General features: G+C 35.7%; 15 protein-coding genes. 13 read left to right on the top strand and 2 right to left on the bottom strand.

Annotation, left to right across the window (positions count from 1 at the left end):
- Positions 1 to 24 precede the first annotated feature (24 nt).
- The 4 genes from BCI01S_RS08250 (at position 25) to BCI01S_RS08235 (ending at position 5,386) form a co-directional block, all read left to right on the top strand.
- Positions 25 to 1,491, top strand: a complete 1,467-nt coding sequence (locus BCI01S_RS08250) for an ABC transporter substrate-binding protein (protein ID WP_047943833.1) — start codon at positions 25 to 27, stop codon at positions 1,489 to 1,491.
- 70 nt (positions 1,492 to 1,561) lie between these two features.
- A complete protein-coding gene (locus tag BCI01S_RS08245; protein ID WP_047943834.1) occupies positions 1,562 to 2,176 on the top strand; it encodes a DUF624 domain-containing protein in 615 nt (204 codons plus the stop codon).
- 12 nt (positions 2,177 to 2,188) lie between these two features.
- Positions 2,189 to 3,880 carry a sensor histidine kinase gene (locus tag BCI01S_RS08240; RefSeq protein WP_047943835.1) on the top strand — a complete coding sequence of 564 codons (1,692 nt, stop codon included), beginning with the start codon at positions 2,189 to 2,191 and terminating at the stop codon, positions 3,878 to 3,880.
- 15 nt (positions 3,881 to 3,895) lie between these two features.
- Positions 3,896 to 5,386 (top strand): response regulator transcription factor, encoded by a 1,491-nt coding sequence (locus BCI01S_RS08235; protein WP_047943836.1) that lies wholly within the window; start codon positions 3,896 to 3,898, stop codon positions 5,384 to 5,386.
- A gap of 75 nt (positions 5,387 to 5,461) precedes the next feature.
- On the opposite strand, the gene BCI01S_RS08230 is transcribed toward BCI01S_RS08235, so the two are convergent.
- Entirely contained in the window at positions 5,462 to 7,675 is a 2,214-nt protein-coding gene (locus tag BCI01S_RS08230) for a GH92 family glycosyl hydrolase (RefSeq protein WP_047943837.1), read from the bottom strand.
- Between the two features lie 19 nt (positions 7,676 to 7,694).
- A complete protein-coding gene (locus tag BCI01S_RS08225) occupies positions 7,695 to 8,723 on the bottom strand; it encodes a GntR family transcriptional regulator (protein ID WP_047943838.1) in 1,029 nt (342 codons plus the stop codon).
- 224 nt (positions 8,724 to 8,947) lie between these two features.
- Here BCI01S_RS08225 and BCI01S_RS08220 point away from each other — a divergent pair, with 224 nt between their 5' ends.
- From BCI01S_RS08220 to BCI01S_RS08185, 9 genes are all read left to right on the top strand, one after another.
- Positions 8,948 to 10,243 (top strand): glycoside hydrolase family 125 protein, encoded by a 1,296-nt coding sequence (locus BCI01S_RS08220; RefSeq protein WP_047943839.1) that lies wholly within the window; start codon positions 8,948 to 8,950, stop codon positions 10,241 to 10,243.
- A gap of 39 nt (positions 10,244 to 10,282) precedes the next feature.
- On the top strand, positions 10,283 to 12,955 hold the full coding sequence (locus BCI01S_RS08215; RefSeq protein ID WP_047943840.1) for an alpha-mannosidase: 2,673 nt from the start codon (positions 10,283 to 10,285) through the stop codon (positions 12,953 to 12,955).
- Between the two features lie 188 nt (positions 12,956 to 13,143).
- On the top strand, positions 13,144 to 14,340 hold the full coding sequence (locus BCI01S_RS08210; RefSeq protein WP_047943841.1) for an MFS transporter: 1,197 nt from the start codon (positions 13,144 to 13,146) through the stop codon (positions 14,338 to 14,340).
- Positions 14,341 to 14,503: 163 nt separating this feature from the next.
- A complete protein-coding gene (locus BCI01S_RS08205) occupies positions 14,504 to 15,613 on the top strand; it encodes an SDR family oxidoreductase (RefSeq protein WP_082138403.1) in 1,110 nt (369 codons plus the stop codon).
- Positions 15,614 to 15,677: 64 nt separating this feature from the next.
- Positions 15,678 to 16,934 carry a CYP152 family fatty-acid peroxygenase CypC gene (gene cypC, locus BCI01S_RS08200; RefSeq protein ID WP_047943842.1) on the top strand — a complete coding sequence of 419 codons (1,257 nt, stop codon included), beginning with the start codon at positions 15,678 to 15,680 and terminating at the stop codon, positions 16,932 to 16,934.
- A 181-nt stretch (positions 16,935 to 17,115) separates the two neighbouring features.
- A complete protein-coding gene (locus tag BCI01S_RS08195) occupies positions 17,116 to 18,411 on the top strand; it encodes a helix-turn-helix domain-containing protein (protein WP_082138404.1) in 1,296 nt (431 codons plus the stop codon).
- A gap of 152 nt (positions 18,412 to 18,563) precedes the next feature.
- Positions 18,564 to 18,692, top strand: coding sequence for a hypothetical protein (locus tag BCI01S_RS26185; protein WP_268874807.1), 129 nt, complete (start codon positions 18,564 to 18,566; stop codon positions 18,690 to 18,692).
- 7 nt (positions 18,693 to 18,699) lie between these two features.
- Positions 18,700 to 19,326 (top strand): hypothetical protein, encoded by a 627-nt coding sequence (locus BCI01S_RS08190; protein WP_047943844.1) that lies wholly within the window; start codon positions 18,700 to 18,702, stop codon positions 19,324 to 19,326.
- A 78-nt stretch (positions 19,327 to 19,404) separates the two neighbouring features.
- Complete coding sequence (locus BCI01S_RS08185; RefSeq protein WP_047943845.1) at positions 19,405 to 20,574, top strand: YycP family beta-propeller protein; 1,170 nt, start codon at positions 19,405 to 19,407, stop codon at positions 20,572 to 20,574.
- The last annotated feature ends 20 nt before the right edge of the window (positions 20,575 to 20,594 follow it).

Here is a 20,594-nt window from a genome sequence, read left to right as displayed (position 1 = left end):
GTAAATAAAAGGGGGATATGGTATATGAAAATGAAGAAAAAAGTTCCTTTTCTACTTGTTTTGATGTTACTGATTGGCACTGTGTTAGCTGGCTGTAGTTTAAAAGGAAATTCAACAGCAGATAACAGTTCTAAAGATGGTGTAACCACCTTATTAATGTATCAAATTGGTGATAAACCGGAAAATTTTGATACATTAATGGAGAATGTTAACAAGAAAACGGAAAAGGAAATTGGCGTTCGTGTTAATTTACAGTATATTGGCTGGGGCGATTATGAGAAAAAAATGTCCGTTATCGTATCCTCTGGTGAAAATTATGATATTGCCTATGCCAATAACTATGTAACAAATGCGCAAAAAGGTGCTTATGCAGATTTAACGGAATTACTTCCAAAATATGCGAAAGAAGCCTATGACATGCTGGATCCAGCTTATATTGAAGGGAATACAGTGAATGGAAAGCTTTATGCGTTCCCGGTAAATGGTAATGTGTACGCACAGACGATGTTTTCATTTAATAAGCAATATATTGATAAATATAATTTAGATATTTCTGATGTGAAAGGATACAAAGATCTTGAGCCGCTTTTGAAAGTGATAAAAGAAAACGAAAAAGACGTCATGCCATTTTCTGTTGGGCAAGGATTCCGCGTTCTCCCTAATATGGATTTTGTCTTAGGAAATGGCATGCCTTTTGCAGTGGATTTAAATGGAGATACCGCCAAAATTATTAATCAGTATGAGAATAATCAAATGCAAGAAAACTTACGAATTATGCATGAATACTACAATAAAGGATATATTGCTAAGGATGCAGCAACAAGCAATACGGAATACCCATTAAATAGTGGTACATGGTTTGTTCGCCAAGAGACACAAGGACCGTATGACTATGGTGATACCCTTTTATCAACAGTTGCAGAGCAGCCAATAGTTTCCATGCCGATTACAGATCCGATTAAGTCTACAGCACAAGCGCAAATGGCAAACTTTGTTGTTTCTAGTAACTCAAAGAATAAAGAAAAAGCAGTAGAGTTCTTAGGTCTTCTAAATTCTGATCCAGAACTATTAAATGGTCTTATTTATGGGGAAGAAGGAAAAGCGTGGGAGAAGGCCGGAGAAAACAAAGTAAAATTATTAGATGGCTATAAGTCAAATAATCATATGGCAGCTTGGAATACAGGCAATAATAAGATTGTTTATGTTCAAGATTCTATTACTGACGAACAGATCAAAGAGCGAGATGAAAATATTGCCAATGCTACAAGCTCTCCAATTCTAGGCTTCACCTTTAATACAGATTCCGTGAAAACAGAAATCACCAATATTTCGAATGTAATGAGCCAATACCTTGATGGATTAAACACAGGAACATTAGATCCAGATAAAGCAATCCCTGAATTAAATGAGAAATTAGAAGGCGCGGGGTATGAAAAAGTCCGCGAAGAAATGCAGAAGCAATTTGATGCATTTCAAGCCTCTAAAAACTAATCTTTAAAAGGTGCGTTAGCTCTAGTTAACGTGCCTTTTCTCATCATATAATAGAAAGGAGAAAAGCGATATGATTGCCTCTTTTTTGACTACTTTTTTTAACCGATTTTATGTAGTAGTAAAACTGAATCTGTATTTTTGGCTGCTGACTATAATGGGGGGGATTATTTTTGGTATTGGCCCTGCATTGTTAACGATTGTAAAGCTATCTTTAGAGTGCCGTTGGGACCATCAGGAATTAACATGGAAGAATGTTTTTTCTACCTTTAAGACTAGCTATAAACGTGGCAATTTCTCCTTTTACGGATTTTTGCTATTAGGTGTCATTTTAAGCTATAATCTTTATTTTTCCCTTCAAATTAATCATTTGCTCTTTCTCATCATTGACTTCTTGCTTATCTTTGCCCTATTTTTAATTGCTATCAGCTTCCTGTTTTCGCTCTTTATTGAGGCACAATATGAAGCAGCGATAAAAGATGTATGGAAGCTGTCGTTTCTCTTGTTCTTTATGGACTTCTGGACACTCCTTAAACTAGGAGGGCTGCTCGCTGGCATTTCTGTTCTTACTTATTTTAATCCTGCCCTAATTTTATTCGGAAGTATCTCGCTGTTTATCATACTAGCTAGCTTTATTTCCAATAAGCTATTTATAAGACTTAGTCAAAAACTCGTATATGTATCTTAAGGATGATGCTAATTGGGAAGTAAGTATTTTATTAATTCACTATTAAAAACATATTCTATTATCTTAATTTCTGCTGTTACTCTTTTTGCTTTATTAGTCAGCTATAATACAAGCCAGGATAAGCAAAGGACAGCAATCGATTCTGTTGAGAGGGTCGCTAATCAATTAGAAAATATTGTGACAGACAATGAGAAAAAGTTAGATAAAGTAGTTGCTAATTTAATGGCCAGCTCAGAGATGATCACAAGTATGTATCAATATTTTGAGTTAGAACCAGCAGCATATTTACAAAAATCGTTAAGTGAGCAAAGAAATAATGCCTTTCTTTATCTTCCGCGAATCGTAACAGAGATGTATTACTTGGATGATGATATTGAATCGGTAACCATTTCATTAAATGATTATAAAGAAGTCTATTATTCAACGAAGGAAAACAAGGGAGGCAAGAAGTATTTCCATACTCCTATCCGCAACAATCAAGTAGTCTACCAAAAAGCAATAAAGGATCCCAATACTTTATCACAAATTGGAATTGTATCAATTGTTTTTAATGATAAAGAATTAGAACGGATTTTAGATAATGACAAAGAGAAAACGTCTCTTCAAGCAGCAATTATTTCTGATACAAAAAAACTAGTATACTATCAAGGACAATACAGACAAGACTCTGTGCTCCAACAAAAGATTGCAGCAAATTTAGAAGAGTCTTCCGTTATTAGTCTTAAGGATTTAGAAAAACAATATTATATTAAAAGTGTTCATACAAGCAATGACTTTGAGGTGCTCGCTTTCATCAGTAAAAAGGAAGTAAATAACGAATCGATGAAAAGTCTGTTTTTCTTTTTATTTGTTAGTGCTATTTTAGACGGTATTCTCCTTTTTGGGCTCCGAAAAACGTTTAAACGATATGTGATTCAAGTAGAAGATATTCAAAAAGGAACCAATCAAGTTTCAAACGGGAATATGGAAGTACGCATTGAAGAAAAGACGAAGCAAGGGGAGCTAAAGGATATTTCTCATAGTATCAATCAGATGTTAGATAGCATTAATCGCAATATTGAGGATATCTATAACTTAGAAATCAAACAAAAGGATGCTAATATGCGGGCGCTTCAGTCTCAAATTGATCCGCATTTTCTCTATAATACACTTGAGTACATTCGTATGTATGCGGTAAGTGAAGGGGCCGATGAATTATCGAATGTTGTTTATGTTTTTGGAAGCTTGTTAAGAAACAGCATCACCCAAGAGAAAGTAGTTACAATCAGACACGAGCTCGAATTTTGTGAGAAATATGCTTATTTGTATCAAATGCGCTACCGGGATCGCATCGCTTACGGGTTTCAGATAGAAAAGGAGCTTGGAGAAATTAGCATCCCTAAATTTTCTATTCAGCCGCTGGTGGAGAATTTTTTTATACATGGGATTGATCATACAAGGAAAAACAATACAATTAGTGTAAAGGTCTCAAAGCAAGATGGGTATACCTGCATTTTAATCAAAGATAACGGAACAGGAGTACACGAAGATAAATTAAAGAAAATCAACGAATTATTGAAAACGCCTTCTTCAGAAAATCAGTTAGAGTCCTCTATCGGCATACATAATGTAAATGCAAGATTGCGATCCTTTTTTGGAGATACATACAGCATGAGGTTAAAGACCAATCCATTAGGCGGATTAACAATCGAAATCTTGTTTTAAAAGGAGAGGATAGCTTTGTATAAAGTTCTGCTTGTTGATGATGAATATATGATTGTAAGAGGTTTGCAAAAGTTGATTCCTTGGGAGAATCTTGGATTTGAAATTGTCGGCACAGCAGGTAATGGGCAAGAGGCTTTTGAATTTGTAAAAAGACAAAAGGTAGATATTGTGATAACCGATGTAACCATGCCGATCCTTTCTGGGATTGACTTTCTAAAACAAGCACAAGAAGCGTCCATCTTTTTCCGTTTTATTGTGTTGTCTGGCTATCAAGAGTTTGAATATGTGAAAGAAAGTCTCCAGATGGGAGCAGAGAATTATTTAATTAAACCGATAAACAAAGAGGAATTAATCGAGACGTTAAAAAAGTGTATCAAGGAGTTTGAAGAGGAAAAGCTGCGAATCCAAGGCGAAAAATATTTATTTGCACATTTACTCAAACGCTGGGTACATGATGATATTGATTATATGGATTTAAAAAAGATGCTTGCTGCCTTTGATATAAGTACGGAGATGAAAAGGTATCAAGTGCTGATCTTTACCTATAAAAAGAAACTCCATGACCAAGTTCATCAGCTGTTACATACGAATAAAGATTTATATTTTTTTCATCATTATGAAGAAGACCAATGGGTCGTTATCTATTTTGGTGGAAGATGGGGACTGGAGAGCTTAATGAAATCAATCCAAGTGCTATACTGCCAAAATAAAGTGACTTTTGGAATCGGGGAAGAAGTAAAGAAAATGGCTGATGTTTCCTTAAGCTATGAACATGCAAAGAGTAGTTTATATCTTAGTTCTTTTTATGAAAGACAGCAACAATTTATGGACACGGCAACCGCCAATGTTTTAAATGAAAATGTACCGAATATATCGTTCACAGCGTTTAAAAAGGCATTAGGAATAAGAAATATAGAAACAATTCAAACGGAGATTAAACAAATCTTTGCGGAGTTAATGGAATCCGCCGCTTCACCTGCATACACTCGCTATATTATCTTCCTGGTATTCATGGATATTTATCGCGAACTTGAGGTTCAGGATGAATTCATCTATGAAGAGATGGTGGAGAAAATAAATAAAGCTTGTTCTTTTAAAGAGCTGCAAATGATCATTAAAGATCTGTTGGACAATCTGAAGTATAAGAAGTTTAGAAGAGAATACAGCATGAATGTTCAAAATGTCCTCAAAATCATCCAAGAAGAATATCACGAGGATTTAACATTAAAAGCAATTGCCGAAAGGCTCCACTTAAATGTGATGTATGTAGGGCAGATTTTTAAGAAAGAAACCAATAAGAGTTTTTCTCAATATTTAAATCACTATCGCATAAAGCTAGCGCAGAATCTATTGCTGAATTCAGAGCTGAATATAAATGAAATCTCCGAAAAAATTGGCTATATGAGTCCAGGTTACTTTTATAAAAACTTTAAAAAATATTGTGGTATTTCTCCAAAAGAGTTTAGGGACAGCTATCAGCAATTATTTGAGCCGATTGATGAATGAGGAAGTGGATTTGAATATAAAGAAAACCTACCCTTTGGCTTGGTCGGCGCGGGTAGGTTTTTGGTGTGCTTTTATTTATAGGAGGGAGGCACTGTCTGTCGACAAGGAATAAGGTAAATCTGTTTCTGCATAGTCTTTATTTGGCGGCACAATACCAAGCTGGAAGTCGATGGTGCAGCCTTTTATAAGTACGTCATGCTTTAAAAATAGCTTGTTGTAAATTTCATTGTTGACAGTAACCTGATGAACAAAATTAAATTGTGGCTGGTTGAATGCAGTTGAAATTTCGATTTTTTTGTCATTTGGTAGATGTATTGTAATCTCATCAAAAATCGGCATTCCAATTACATATTCCCCTGTACCAGGGCAGATAGGATAAAAGCCCATACTGCTAAAAATAAACCAGCCAGACATACTGCCATTATCTTCATCACCAGGATAGCCAGTTGGACTACTAGAGAATAACTGGGTCATTAATTGTTTTAATAAAACTTGAGACGAAGCGGGATCACCAGCATAGGTAAATAAATAAGGCAGATGAAAACTTGGCTGATTGGATATGGCAACTTGGCCAAAATCAATTGCAGCCATTTCGCTCATTTCATGTATTTCCAATCGATAGCCTTTGGTATCAAAAATCGGTTCTTGATTGCACAGATCTACTAATTTGTTTCGAAAAGGTTCTTTTCCACCATAAGCATTTATTAATCCAGCGAAGTCGTGAAAAACCGCAAAGCTGCTTTGCCAAGCGCTTCCTTCTGCATAATCCTGCCCCCAGCTAAAGGAATTGAAGGGTTCTTCTACTTTGCCTTGTTTATCTTTGGCACGCATAAATCCCGTTTCTTTATGGAAGATATTGCGATAATTATAAGCGCGCTTTTCGAAGGTCTTCCTTAGATCATCCTGTCCTAATTTTTGGGCTACTCTGCTAATGCAGAAATCACTAAATGCGTAATCAAGTGTATGGTTTACACTTTCATGATGGCTGGAAGGAATGTAGCCATATGTATCATAATCTTCGATTCCTTGTCGGCCATAGGTTCGCTTTGAACTTACGGTAGAAGCAGTTTTCACCATTGCTTCAAACAACTCAGGAATGATATCAACAGCAATTCCTTTTTGCGACGCATCTGCAATAACAGCATCGATTAACGTACCCGGCATAAGTCCGCGTTCATCGGGAGACAGCCATTTAGGGAGAAATCCCGTTTCTTTATAACTATTCAGAAAGCCTCTCAGCATTTCTTCATATTCTTCTGGAATAAGAAGAGAATAGAAAGGATAGACGGTTCGGAATGTGTCCCAAAAGCCGTTATTTGTATACAGGACACCAGGTTTTACACTTTTGCTTGTTGTATCATAATGAATCGGCTCACCTTGTTGATTTATTTCATAGAATTTTTGCGGAAAAAGAAACATCCGATACATACAGTGATAGAATGTCTTAACTGTAGAAAAATCTTTATTCTTCACTTCAATTTTATTTAAGTAATGTTCCCAAGCTTCCTCTGCCCTTTCTTTGAGAGCATTAAATGAAAAAGGTGATAGTTCTTGACTTAGATTCCATTCTGCTTGAGCACTGCTTATAAAAGAAGTGGCAAGACGAGTTTCTAGCGGTTTGTCTTCGGTTAATAAGAAGCGCATCAAAAAGTGCTGGTCTTCGCCAGTTGCTGAAAAAGCGGAAGTAAACGTCTTATCCTCTTGGAAAAAGCCAGTATGCACTTGATCGATGGGATGACTAAAGGTCATGACAAAGTACATTTTAAAATCAGGATCTTCGCAGCCAGCAAAATTGGAAACATATCCAGTTAGCTTGTTTTTCTCTATATCTAGTGAAACGTTTCCTTTGCCAGGAAGATGTAGGGATAAACCTGGTAGATTGAAATCTCTATAGGCAGAACGAAGTATGGAGCCATATGTAGTAGGAACCAATTCATTCTTAATTTGATAGCGTGCTTGCGTTATTTGTAAATAATGTGGCTGATATACGGCATTTTCAGGTCGATAGGAACTTTGATTGTGGTAAATATCGTCATGGTGAACAGCGCCTGAAAGGGGTGTTAATAATAAATGGGAGAAATCCCCCATCCACGGGCTCGGCTGATGAGTTAACCGAAAGCCTTGAAAAACCCGATCACGCGGATGAAAAAACCAGCTTCCATTCGTATGTTTTGTTTGCGGAACAAAGAAATTCATGCCAAAGGGAAAGCCTGTATAGGGAAGCGTATTCCCGTTTGAATAGCTATGTTGATTTTCTGTACCTTGTCTTGTATCAATTAATTCTAACATAGACACCTCTCCTTACTTTTTAATTAGTAGATTCTCTAATGATCATTTCAATCGGAATTACTACGGAATGAATTGCTTCTTTGTTTTCAATTAATTGAATAAGCTGTTTAGCTGCTTGATATCCGATCTCCTCGAAGTTTTGGGCAATCGTGGTTAATGCGGGGTCGACAAGTTCAGCTGCTTGTATATTATCAAAGCCAATAATCGAAAAGTCTTTAGGGATTTGATAGCCGTATCTTTTGATTTCTTTCATTAAATGAATCGCATTAATATCGTTCTCTGCTATCAGGCCAGTAATTTCTTCTTCTTTTAGCTGACGGATAAAAGCGCTGTTGTCCTCAGCTGAATGCACTACTTTTGAATCATGATACGCAATATTTGCTTCGTGTACTGCTTTTAAATAACCTAAATACCTTTCTCGAATAGTGGAACTTCTCTCTAAATTTTGTGTAGCATAAAAAATGATTTTCTTATGTCCTTGGTTAATTAAATACTGTGCTGCCAGATAACCACCTTGCATATTATCAGATGTAATAAAAGGAAATGGGATGCTTTCGATTTTCTTATCGAGCACCACTACCGGAAATTTTTCGAGATATAAGGTATAAAGAATATCTAAATGCGATGTTCCAGCCTCTGGATAAAGGAGGAGACCTGCGTACATAGATGATATTTTTTTGGCATCAAGCTGACTTAAGTAAGCATTTGTCTGAATTTGCACCGTATAGGATGTGTTCGCAATAAAACGGCTAATTCCTTGAGCATAATCTCCTAGTCCAGGATTATTAGGAAAAGGAAGAATAAAGAGAATAACATCAGAAGGAAACTGTTTTTGTTCGGCAACAAAGCTTCCTCTCCCTTGGATTCGTTCGATTAGTTCTTTGTTTTCTAGCTCGGTTAATGCTCTCTTTGATGTGATTCGACTGACGTTGTATTGCTTAGAAATTTCTAATTCTGTCGGTACTTGATCGCCTGGCTTTAAATCACCAGCTTGGATTTTGGCTAGTATGTCTGTGACAATTTTTTGATAAAGTGGTTCTTTTTTCATCATAAACTCCTTAAATGATATATCAAATTTATTATAACATGAAATTGCTTTCCGTAAAGAGTAAAGCTAAGCAAATTTTATGAATATAAATATGAGAGAAGTTTTCCCGATTTATAGACAGACAATTTTTCATTAAAATAAGAAAAAGAAACACTAGACAATAAAGGCGATTGAAATTAAAATGGGTTTAAATGATATATCAAATATTGAGAGGGGTTCGAAAAATGTCATATCAAAAAACAACGATGTCTTCGGTAAAAGAATTTATGAAATGGATTACAAAAAAATGTGGGGATGAACATGCGAATTGGGCTGTTAATTTCAATACTTGTTTTGCTAATACATTAGAAACAACAGTTGAAAAGCTGGAGGATGGAACTACTTTTCTCCTTACAGGGGATATACCAGCGATGTGGCTGCGAGATTCCACTGCACAGGTAAGACCATATTTAGTATTGGCTGAAAAGGACGAAGAAATGGCTAATATGATTGCCGGTCTTATTGAGCGACAATGTCAGTATATTTGTTTGGATCCTTATGCGAACGCTTTCAATAAAGAAGCGAATGGGGCAGGACATCAAACCGATTTAACGACAATGAATCCATGGATATGGGAAAGAAAGTATGAAATTGATTCACTGTGTTATCCAATCCAGCTTAGTTATTTGTTCTGGAAGGCAACAGGGAGAACAAATCATTTTAATCAGTCGTTTCAGGAAGCGGTCCAAAAAATAATTGAGGTATGGATGATAGAGCAAGATCATACGAATTCCTCCTATACATTTGAAAGAGTGACCGATCGACAAGAGGATACGTTAATAAACAAAGGGAGAGGGGCAGACGTCGTTCCTACTGGCATGACCTGGTCAGGATTTAGACCAAGTGATGATGCTTGTACATATGGTTATTTAGTGCCTTCAAATATGTTTGCTAGTGTAGTGCTAGGTTATCTAATCGAGATTTATGAAGATGTTTTGAAGATAACGGAGCAAGTTCCTGTCTTTCAAAAACTCAAAGAGGAGATAGAAAAAGGGATTGAGGAGTTTGCCGTTGTACGCAATCATAACGGTGAAGAAATTTATGCCTACGAAGTAGATGGAAAAGGCAACTTTACCATTATGGATGATTCTAATATACCTAATCTACTATCTGCCCCCTATCTTGGATATGTGGAGGAAAATGATGAAAGATACCGAGCAACACGGCAGACAATACTTAGTAAAGAGAATCCTTACTTTTATAAAGGGAAATATGCGGAAGGGATTGGAAGCTCCCATACACCGGAAAATTATATTTGGCCGATTGCTCTTGCGATGGAAGGTCTAACGGCAGAGGATAAAAAGGAGAAAGAAAGAATACTAGATTTGCTTGTAGCCTGTGATGGAGGAACACATTTAATGCATGAAGGCTTTAATGTGGATGATCCTTCTCAATATACGAGAGAGTGGTTTTCATGGGCGAATATGATGTTTTGCGAATTAGTAATGGATTATTTTGATATTCGAGTAAAGAAAAAATAATGACAGGACAGTAAAGGAACTAGAGAGGAGTACCTGAAGATGAAAAAAGTGTATATAATATCCCATAGTCACTGGGATCGAGAATGGTATTTGCCTTTTGAACAGCATCGCATGCGATTGGTTCAGCTAATCGATGATTTATTAGAGTTGTTTGACACAGATCCTCATTTTAATAGTTTTCATTTAGATGGGCAGACAATTATTCTCGATGATTATTTGGAGATAAAGCCGCAAAACGAATGGAAGCTCAAAAAATATATTCAAGAAGGAAAATTAAAAATTGGTCCCTTCTATATTCTGCAAGATGATTTTTTAATTAGTAGTGAAGCAAATGTACGAAATCTTTTAATTGGATTGCAAGAATGCCAAAAATGGGGAGCACCAGTTAAGTTAGGCTATTTCCCAGATACATTTGGGAATATGGGGCAGGTACCACAAATTCTTAAACAGTCTGGCATGGATGTGGCGGCGTTTGGGCGCGGGGTTAAACCTACGGGGTTTAATAATATTGTTATCAATGATGATCAATATAGTTCACCATATTCAGAAATGTGGTGGGAGGGCCCTGATAAATCCACTGTTTTAGGCATTCTTTTCGCCAATTGGTATAGTAATGGGAATGAAATTCCTGTGGATGAAGTGGAAGCAAAGCAATTTTGGGATCAGAAATTAAAGGATGCCCTTCAATATGCATCTACAGATCATCTATTGTTTATGAATGGCTGTGATCATCAGCCAGTTCAAAAGAATATTACAGCTGCCATTGAAGCAGCCAATAATTTATATCCTGACATAACCTTCATTCATAGTAGTTTTGATGAGTATATGAAAATAATAAAACAAGACATTCCTGAAAATTTACATACAGTGAAAGGAGAATTAACTAGTCAGGAGACAGATGGCTGGTATACTTTAGCAAATACCGCTTCCTCTAGAATATATCTGAAACAAAGAAATACAGATGTTAGTAGATTGTTAGAAAATATTGCGGAACCATTGGCTGCAATGGCCTATCAAAAGGACGGAAAATATCCCCATGAAATGTTTCAGTTTGCATGGAAACAATTGATGCAAAACCATCCCCATGACAGTATTTGCGGCTGCAGTGTGGATGAGGTGCATCGTGAAATGATGACTCGCTTTCATAAAGCAGAGGAAGTAGGTCAATTTATAAAAACAGAAGCTTTAACTATGCTTGCAGAACAAATTGACACGAGTGAATTTCCAGCTGGAAGCCGCCCTTTTATTGTCTTTAATACTGCTGGCAGTACAAAAACAGGTTTGGTTGAAATAGAGATAGAGTGGAAAAGACTTCCCTTTTCGAGCGGACGTCCAGATGAATTGTATCGCAAGCTAAAAGCCGAAGAGTTTCCAGCAATGAAAGTAATCGATAAAGAGGGAGTGGAAGTTCCAGCAAGGGTTATCTATACAGATATCCGGTTTGGATATGATCTTCCAGAGGATCGTTTTCGTCAGCCGTTTATCGGTGCTTATGTGACTGTTGAGCTCCCATTAAACGAAATGAGTCCATTATCATGGCAAACCTATGCGTTGATAGAAGGGGAATCCCAGCAGCAAGAACACAAAAAAATTGTTCAGCATCAAGGGCAGCTTTTAGAAAATATCCATCTAAAAGTTCAAATAGAACAAAATGGTACATTGACTGTTTTGGATAAAGGAACAAATAGTATCTACACAAACTTTCTCACTTTTGAGAATACGGGCGATGTTGGCAATGAGTATATTTACAAAATGCCAAAAGGAGATCAGCCCATTTTATCATCAGCAGGAACAGCAGAGGTAGAGATTATTTCTGATACTTTTGCGTATGGAGAAGTGCTTTTAACACAAAAAATGCTGATTCCAGAATCAGCAGATGAAAGGTTATTGGAAGAGCAGAAAGGATTAATTGAATTTCGTGGTCGTCATGCTGGCCGTTCGAAAAAGCTGAAAACATTGGAGCTGAAAACAAAAATAAGATTAGAGCGAAACAGTAATCAGCTTTTATTCGAAACGTCATTTGCTAACCAAATGAAGGACCATCGCATACGAGTGCTCTTTCCAACGGGGATTCATGTAGAGGAGCATGAATCTGACAGTATTTTCGAAGTAGTGAAGCGAGCAAATAAGGTAAGTTCCAACTGGGAAAATCCAACTAACCCACAGCATCAGCATGCATTTGTTAATTTACATGATGAAAATAGAGGGGTGACTGTTGCGAATTATGGACTGAATGAGTATGAAATTATGGAAGATACCATTGCCGTTACTTTGCTTCGAGCGGTTGGGGAATTAGGAGATTGGGGTTACTTCCCAACTCCAGAAGCTCAGTGTATAGGAAATCAAACAGTGAAATTTGCCGTAGGATTTCACGATAGCACAAACAAGCTGGAATCCTATCATGCAGCAATTAACTTTCAAATTCCATTTTCTAGTGTGCAAACAGATATGCATAAAGGTGCATATCCGTCCATATATGAATTTATTCAATTGGACGGAAAAGCTTTTCGACTAACAGCATTTAAGCAGAAAGAAAACAGCAAAGAAATAGTTCTTCGAGGCTATAATTTAACGGAGCAAAAACAGCCTTTAACGTTGAAATATAATGGGAAATACCCAAGAAAATCTAATTTACTGGAAGAAGTGAACGGAGAGATGTTCGATTCCAATCAAATGAACGAAGCGGAGATTTGTACATTTATATGGGAGTAATTTAGAAGAAAAAAAGAGTGTTTCCCCATTTTTTATAGGGAAACACTCTTTTTTTATATGAATGATTAATAACTAAAATAGTAAAATATAGTACCAATCAGCTAAGTATTAATGATTCTAGACATTTCCAGATGTAGTCCTTATGTTATAATTATATATCATCTTGGTTGGTGAAAGGAGAGTTGGTAATGAACAAGAAAACAAATTTTCTCATTTTTTTATTGGCGGTAAGCTGTGGAGCTGTAGTGGCTAATATATATTATACCCAGCCGATAATTCAATTTATTTCTGCTGATTTACATATTGCTTCAAATATTTCTGGGCTGTTAACGACTTTAACGCAGATTGGATATGGCGCTGGCTTGTTTTTCTTAGTGCCCTTGGCGGATCTTTATAAAAGTAAACGAATCATTATCTTGTTAATAGGGCTAACCATTCTTTCTTTAATTGGTGCTTTATTTTCGACAAATGGCATGATCTTTTTATTTGTTGTTACATTCATCGGGATTGGAGCAAGTGCTGCTCAAATGTTAGTGCCATTAACGATGAAAATTGTCCCTAAAGAACAAGCTGGGAATTATATCGGCAAAGTAATGAGTGGGCTTTTTATTGGAATTATGGTGGCGCGGCCATTTTCAATCGCCGTTACGGATTGGCTTGGCTGGCGGATGGTCTTTCTTTTTTCTTGCCTTATTTTAGTTACTATTTTGCTATTATTATTAAAATTTTTGCCGGATTTTGGATTAGAATCTAATCTTGGCATAACGTATCCTGCTTTATTGCGCTCGATGGTAAGTGTCCTAAAAGAAACGCAGCCACTCCAACAAAGAGCATTTTACCATGCTTGTATCTTTGCTACATTTAGTTTGTATTGGACAGTTTTACCCATCTTATTAAGATCCGAGTCCTTGCATTTTACTAATAATGAAATTGCCCTATTTGGCTTTGTTGCCATTGCTGGTGCATTGTTAACCCCATATATTGGAAAGTTAGGGGATAAGGGATATATTTACTCTATGACGAATGTATCAATGGTTCTAGTATTTGTTTCGATTTTTCTTTTGTTTTTTGTAAAAGATCATTCTATCTTAAGTATTGCACTTATTGTAATCTCTGGGATTATACTAGACATCGGTGTATCAGGAAATATGCTGTTAGGTCAAAAGGTTATTTTTAGCTTAAACCCAGCCATTCGAAATAGATTAAATGGATTATATATGACCATTTTCTTCTTAGGAGGAGCGTTTGGATCATGGATCGGAAGCTATAGTTATTATCAATTCAGTCCGGATACGGCATTGCTCTTGGCGATGACCTTTCCCATACTAGCTCTCCTTGTTCATCTGAAAAAAGGAAAAAAAATATTGTCTCATGCCATGGGCTAAAAGAGTAGTTTAAAGAATGAAAGTATCCTTTTTGGGATATTTTTCATTCTTTTTTTATTACTTTTATGGGTATATCTTCTATATGTCACTTCCATTTCTTTTCTGATATTATTTCTGAATTACTAAATACTAAGCTTATTACTATTATGTGGGAGGTATGATGATGAGCAGCAAGGAAAGAGAGTACGATAAGAAAGTACTTCATTTAGAGAGCTTAAAGGAATTAAAAGATAGGAAGTTTCAGAAACAAGTTGATTCAACGGGCAAGCGGACATTAAAAGAAATCAAGGAACAAGTAATCGTAATTACAGGAGCTTCTAGTGGGATTGGACTTGTCACAGCGAGAATGGCTGCTTCTAAAGGTGCAAAGCTTGTGCTGGCAGCACGAAATGAGAATGCCCTGGAAAAACTAACTGCTGAGTTAAAGGAACAAGGGGCTTCCGTCGTTTATGTAAAGGCTGATGTGGGAAAAGAACAAGAGGTAAAAAAAATTGCCGAAACAGCGCTAGAAACATTTGGAGGATTTGATACTTGGGTTAATAATGCAGGAGTGACGATATATGGATATGCCCTGGATGTAAGCATTGAGGACATGAAACGAATGCATGATACTAACTATTGGGGTGTTGTCTACGGTACAAGAATTGCGATTAACCATTTCAAAGAGCGAGGGAATGTGGGTGCTCTAATTAATGTAGGGAGCCTATTTGGGGATAGAGGAACACTTATCCAGTCGACATACGCACCTTCGAAATTCGCTGTTCATGGCTGGACTGAAAGCATTCGAATGGAAGCGGAAAAGGAACAAATTCCTGTATCTATTACTTTGATTCATCCTGGAAGAATAGATACGCCATATGCAGAACATGCTAGAAGTTATTTGGATAAGCAGCCTACTCACAAAGGGATGATTTATCCTCCAGATGCGGTAGCAGAAGCAATATTATTTGCAGCAGAAAATCCAATGAGAGATATATATGTTGGTTCTCAAGCGAAACTATTAAATCTACTAGGCACATTATTACCGCGATTTACAGACAGGTTAATGGAGAAATGGATTCCACCAACTCAATATAAAGATCAACCATCTAACAGCCGTGAAAAAAGTAATTTATATCAGCCAGGATACGGTTTACATGAAAGAGGAAATAATCAGGGATGGATTCGTTCTCGAAGTATGTACGTAAAAATGAGCAAGCATCCCATTCTTACAGCTGCAGCTGCCGTCAGTATTGGGATTATCTTTTTGACTAAAGGGAAAAAATCAAAGTAATAAGAAACAGAATACCTGTTTTTCCTGTGCGAATGATGACACAGTTTAGAAAGGAGAGTCCGAGATGCCGACCAATTCAAACGTGCCTTCAGATAAAGGATTAGATAAAACCATTACCTTATTAAAGGAAGGATATCTATTTATTAATAACAGAATGGATAAATTTAATACTGATATATTCACAGTGCGTTTATTAGGGCAAAATGTGATATGTATAAAAGGAGAGGAGGCTGTAAAGATTTTCTACGACACTGAGAAATTTCAGCGCAATGGTGCAGCCCCTAATCGCGTTCAGCAATCATTATTTGGAAAGAATGCGGTTCAAACGATGGATGATGAAAAACATCTTCACAGAAAACTTCTATTTATGTCCTTATTGACTCCTGAGCATCAGCAAAAGTTGGCGAATCTTACAACAGTCTATTTAGAAGAGGCAATAAAGCAGTGGGAACAACGGGATCAAATTGTTTTATTTGATGAAATAAAGAATATCTTATGTAAAGTTGCCTGTCAGTGGGCAGGAGTCCCGCTTGCGGAAGAAGAAATATTAGAGCGTGCTGATGATTTTATTGCGATGGTGTATGCATTTGGCACCCTTGGCCCCGAGCACTGGAAAGGCAGAATGGCCCGTAATCGAGCAGAGCGGTGGATTAGACAAGTGATTGAAGAAGTTCGTGAGGGCAAACTGGAAACAGAGCAAGGAACCGCGTTACATGAAATGGCTTTTTATGAGAAAATCGATGGAACAAGGCTTGATACGGAAATGGCGGCAATTGAGTTAATAAATGTGTTAAGACCAATCGTTGCGATTGCCACTTTCATTACATTTTCTGCTTTAGCCTTCCATGAATATAAAGAACAAAGAGAAAAACTTCGCACAGCTGATGACCGACATTTCGATATGTTTGTCCATGAAGTAAGGCGATATTATCCGTTTGGCCCTTTTCTTGGAGCTCGTGTCCGAACTAATTTTATGTGGAAGAACCAAGAATTTAAAGAAGGAACTTTAGTCTTATTAGATATTTATGGAACCAATCACGATGCACGTTTATGGGAGAATCCCAATCAATTTAATCCAAGTCGATTTGAAAATTGGCAAGGAGGGTTGTATGATTTTATTCCCCATGGCGGAGGAGATCCAGCAAAAGGGCATCGCTGTCCCGGAGAAGGAGTTACAGTTGAATTGATGAAGGTTGTTTTGCGAACTCTCGCAACGGAATTGGACTATGATGTTCCAGTTCAAGATTTACATTATGACTTAAGTCAGATGCCAACATTGCCGAAGAGTGGTTTTATTATGAACAATGTTAAAAAACGATAAGTAAAAAGAAGAGCTTGGCCTGTTTATTTAAAGGTCAAGTTTTTTTATTTGTTATTTCTCCTATTGGTGAAAAAATATGTCGAAGAAGTCCTGTTTTTTGAAAAAAATTGGTGAATTTTTTTATATATTTTCTAAAAAATGGTAGATTAGCGCTATAATTATAATATCGATACATGGAGAAATGGAAATAACAAGAGAGAAGGGAGATATAATGATTGGTGAAAGAATAAGGCAACTACGTATCCATAAACAGCTGACGCAAAAGGAATTAACGGAAGGGATTTGTTCTATCACTTATTTAAGCCGGATTGAAAATGGGCAAATCAATCCATCTGCAGAGTTTTTAAGAAAAGTGTCCAAAAGACTTGGTTATGATTTAACCGAATTGAGTAGTCCGAATAGAGATGAAAAAATATTAGAGATCGTGGAAAACTATAAAAAAAGCGGAAAAATTACAGATGAACACCTTTCTTATCTTCATATTCAGACATTGGAATTAAACTCTACCAAAATAAATCTGAACCTTTATGGAGTTTTATTGAGATATTATACGACAAAAGGAGAAATAGAGCAGGCTAGAAGTATTTATAGCTTATCTAAACGATTTATTTCAGGAGAAATTAATGAAGGTTTAGAAGAAGAATACTTTTATTATTATCTTTCTTGTGGTAACTTCTTTTATTACCTTCAGGACTTTAATTTTTCAGTTCATTATTACACAAAAGCAGATCATTTATTAAAAGATAGGGAGAGTTTAGATGCTGCGAAACTTTATTATAATCTTAGTTTGATTAAACAAAGAACACACGCCAATCAAGAAATTAGTATGTATTACTCTAATAAGGCATATGAGATATTTGAAAAAAAGAAAGAAAAAGAATATATCATTACTGCTTTAATTACATTGGGGGTTCAATATCAGCTAAATAATGATTTGGATAATTCAATGGAATGTTTAAAAAAGGCAGAACATATTATCATGGAGAATAAAGAGCATGAGAAACTTTCAAGTTTTAAAGGGATGATACAGCATAATATAGGGAGAGTTTATGAGAGAAAAAAGGAATATCAGTCAGCAATAAAATACTATTTAAAGAGTATTAATATATTTGAACAACCTTCACTAGATTTGCAGATTGTTCACCCGTTGAGAAGGTTAGTAGAAATCTATATAGAATTAAAAGATTGGGTACTTGTGGATGAGTATTTAGAAAAGGCCCTTGCGATAACAGAAAAATTTCAGCTTAAGCATGATTATATTTTATTATGTTTATTAAGATTATCGGTTAAGAAACTGCAAGGTAATGAAACTGCATATGAAAAGGGAATGCAAAAAATGCTAGACTCTGCAATTGAATTACATCAAGGTATTTTGATTAAACGAATAACCAAAGAACTGGGGAATCATTATTACGATAAAAAGGCATATAAGAAAGCAGCAGATTATTTAATGAAAGCATTAGAATATGAGGAATAAATTGAAGTAGTAGGTATGTATAGTAAAATTTTAATAGCAAAAAATCTATTAAATGATAGAAAAAACAGTAGAATTTTACCTATTTTTATAAATAATCTATATAGTATAAAATTTTATTAACAAATAGATTAAAGAATAGGAGTGTATTACAAATGAAAAAAATGATAGTATCCGTTGTGGTTCTTATTACTTTAACATTGGGTGTGAATCTTGGAAGTGCTTTTGCTGGGCATGAATGTCAACCAGGAGCACTTAGTATTGGAAATCTCGAAACGGAGTAATAGTGAAATGGTGGAGATGAATAATCAGTTGATGCAGCGAATTTTTGAAACATATCAAGATCAAATGAATCGTGATTATTTACAGCCATCAACTTCTCATATTGTTGCTTGTTCTATTGAAAAAAATCAAAAAATATCACTGCGACCTCGAGAATGTCTTTTTCATAAAAACACATTAGCACAAATTTTATTTGAGGTAATAAGCAAATTTGAACCGGAATTTATAAAGGATATATCTCCTGTAATACTCAAACTAGATGAAAATGTAGTGATGGGAATTCCTTATAATGGTGTTTATAAGCTGGATTCTGAAAAGGAAATTTTTGTGCAACTAGATACAATAGAGTGTAAGCAATATAGTGATATTGCTATACACCAGAAACAATTAGGAATACATTCAAACTTAGGCATATCATATAAGCTTTTAAGACAAGACAAAGAGACATTGGACACTTTAATAAAAGTAATGAAGAAATTAAATTATTATTTAACTATTCATGGAGGAGTAGAGTCAACCATTGCAATAGCTGACTTTATCTCCGACAAGCACGAAAAGAAATTATTATTACCCCCTTACCTTTTTATTCAATGGTTATATCCTACAACTAACTTTGGAGACACTTTAATCTCATAAAGAAAAATTCCAATTTACTTCATTTAAAAGGCGAGTTTGCACTATTAGCATGCCGCCTTTTTACTTTAGGAGGATAGTATGAAAACGAAATTTGGTATAGCTCTATTTCTAATTATCGTTCTAATGATTACTGTCACTACAAAAATTGGCCATTCAGAAAATAACCTTACGATGGAAGAGCTTAATCAGCCAGATTTTCTACATGATAAAGAGGCAGTTGTCTATTTCTCCACAATAACTAATCAAGATAGGAATAATGAAGGGATTAGCTACGCTGTTTTTATTGATGATAAAGGAAAAGCAACTGGTTTTCAAATGGGTGGTTTAGAATTTGGAAGCATGGCGCTAAATGATCATCAAATGTTGTTAGAGGATAAAAATACAATAAGGTTGATTGGAGAAAAGAATGCTGTAATCGATTTGAAATACCAACAAAGCGGAGAACGAACAGGCTATTTGGAGAAACAGGATGTCTTTTTCTCTATTTATCGTTCTGGAAATGATAAAGAAAGGGATATATCCCATATTTATTGGGGAAATCACAAAGGGTTTAAAGGAGGAAATCTCCCTTTTAATATAATGGCTTCGGGTTCCACCAAGGATGAAATTCTCATTTTGACAAATGATAAAGAAGAAAAGGAATATGTCTTAAGGAAAGCATTCTTGGAAAATAACCATTTAGAAATAAAGGCCATTAAGGGATTGGAAATGGAGAAAGGATATGAATATTCATCATTGGCACCTATCTTAAGTGACGAACTCCATTATTATGTTTTGCTTTCAGAGATAACCGATGACAAGAGTCAAAATACCGTTTTATTTCTCCTTAATAAGGAAACTTTGGAACAAACAAAAGTGGAGTTAAGTACAGGATATGTTGCTAATGACCCCGCAGCTGATTCCATGAATTCCAAAAATGCAGCTTATTTATGGCGGGACGTTTTTTTCTATGTTAACGGAGTAGGAGAAGTTGTTGCGGTAAGTAAAGATGGACAAGAACAGAGTAAATTCCTGCTGGAGGATTTTCCACAAAACCAACCCCGGCATAATGAAGAAGTATATTTTGCAGGGGATTATTTATTTGCATTAAGGTATGACGATTCGAAAAAAGAGAAGTATTATCTGGAAAGCTACTCTTTGGAAAATGGTGAGAAGGTAGAAGAGAAAATAATAGAAGGATTAGATGCCATCTTATCATCTGTAAAAGGAACTTCTATTTATTCTTATGATTTTAAAATATTAAAGTAAAAGCATAAGAGCAGCCTTAT

Source organism: Niallia circulans NBRC 13626 (genome assembly GCF_001591585.1).
GTDB lineage: Bacteria > Bacillota > Bacilli > Bacillales > Cytobacillaceae > Niallia > Niallia circulans.
Note: the sequence above shows the minus strand (reverse complement) of the source record. Positions and strands in the feature narration are given on the sequence as shown.

Coding starts and splice junctions, on each gene's coding strand:
- BCI01S_RS08210 (WP_047943841.1), top strand. CDS start 13,144: ATGAACAAGAAAACAAATTTTCTCATTTTTTTATTGGCGGTAAGCTGT.
- BCI01S_RS08190 (WP_047943844.1), top strand. CDS start 18,700: ATGGTGGAGATGAATAATCAGTTGATGCAGCGAATTTTTGAAACATAT.
- BCI01S_RS08195 (WP_082138404.1), top strand. CDS start 17,116: ATGGAAATAACAAGAGAGAAGGGAGATATAATGATTGGTGAAAGAATA.
- BCI01S_RS08220 (WP_047943839.1), top strand. CDS start 8,948: ATGTCATATCAAAAAACAACGATGTCTTCGGTAAAAGAATTTATGAAA.
- BCI01S_RS08185 (WP_047943845.1), top strand. CDS start 19,405: ATGAAAACGAAATTTGGTATAGCTCTATTTCTAATTATCGTTCTAATG.
- BCI01S_RS08230 (WP_047943837.1), bottom strand. CDS start 7,675: ATGTTAGAATTAATTGATACAAGACAAGGTACAGAAAATCAACATAGC.
- BCI01S_RS26185 (WP_268874807.1), top strand. CDS start 18,564: ATGAAAAAAATGATAGTATCCGTTGTGGTTCTTATTACTTTAACATTG.
- BCI01S_RS08250 (WP_047943833.1), top strand. CDS start 25: ATGAAAATGAAGAAAAAAGTTCCTTTTCTACTTGTTTTGATGTTACTG.
- BCI01S_RS08215 (WP_047943840.1), top strand. CDS start 10,283: ATGAAAAAAGTGTATATAATATCCCATAGTCACTGGGATCGAGAATGG.
- cypC (WP_047943842.1), top strand. CDS start 15,678: ATGCCGACCAATTCAAACGTGCCTTCAGATAAAGGATTAGATAAAACC.
- BCI01S_RS08245 (WP_047943834.1), top strand. CDS start 1,562: ATGATTGCCTCTTTTTTGACTACTTTTTTTAACCGATTTTATGTAGTA.
- BCI01S_RS08225 (WP_047943838.1), bottom strand. CDS start 8,723: ATGAAAAAAGAACCACTTTATCAAAAAATTGTCACAGACATACTAGCC.
- BCI01S_RS08205 (WP_082138403.1), top strand. CDS start 14,504: ATGAGCAGCAAGGAAAGAGAGTACGATAAGAAAGTACTTCATTTAGAG.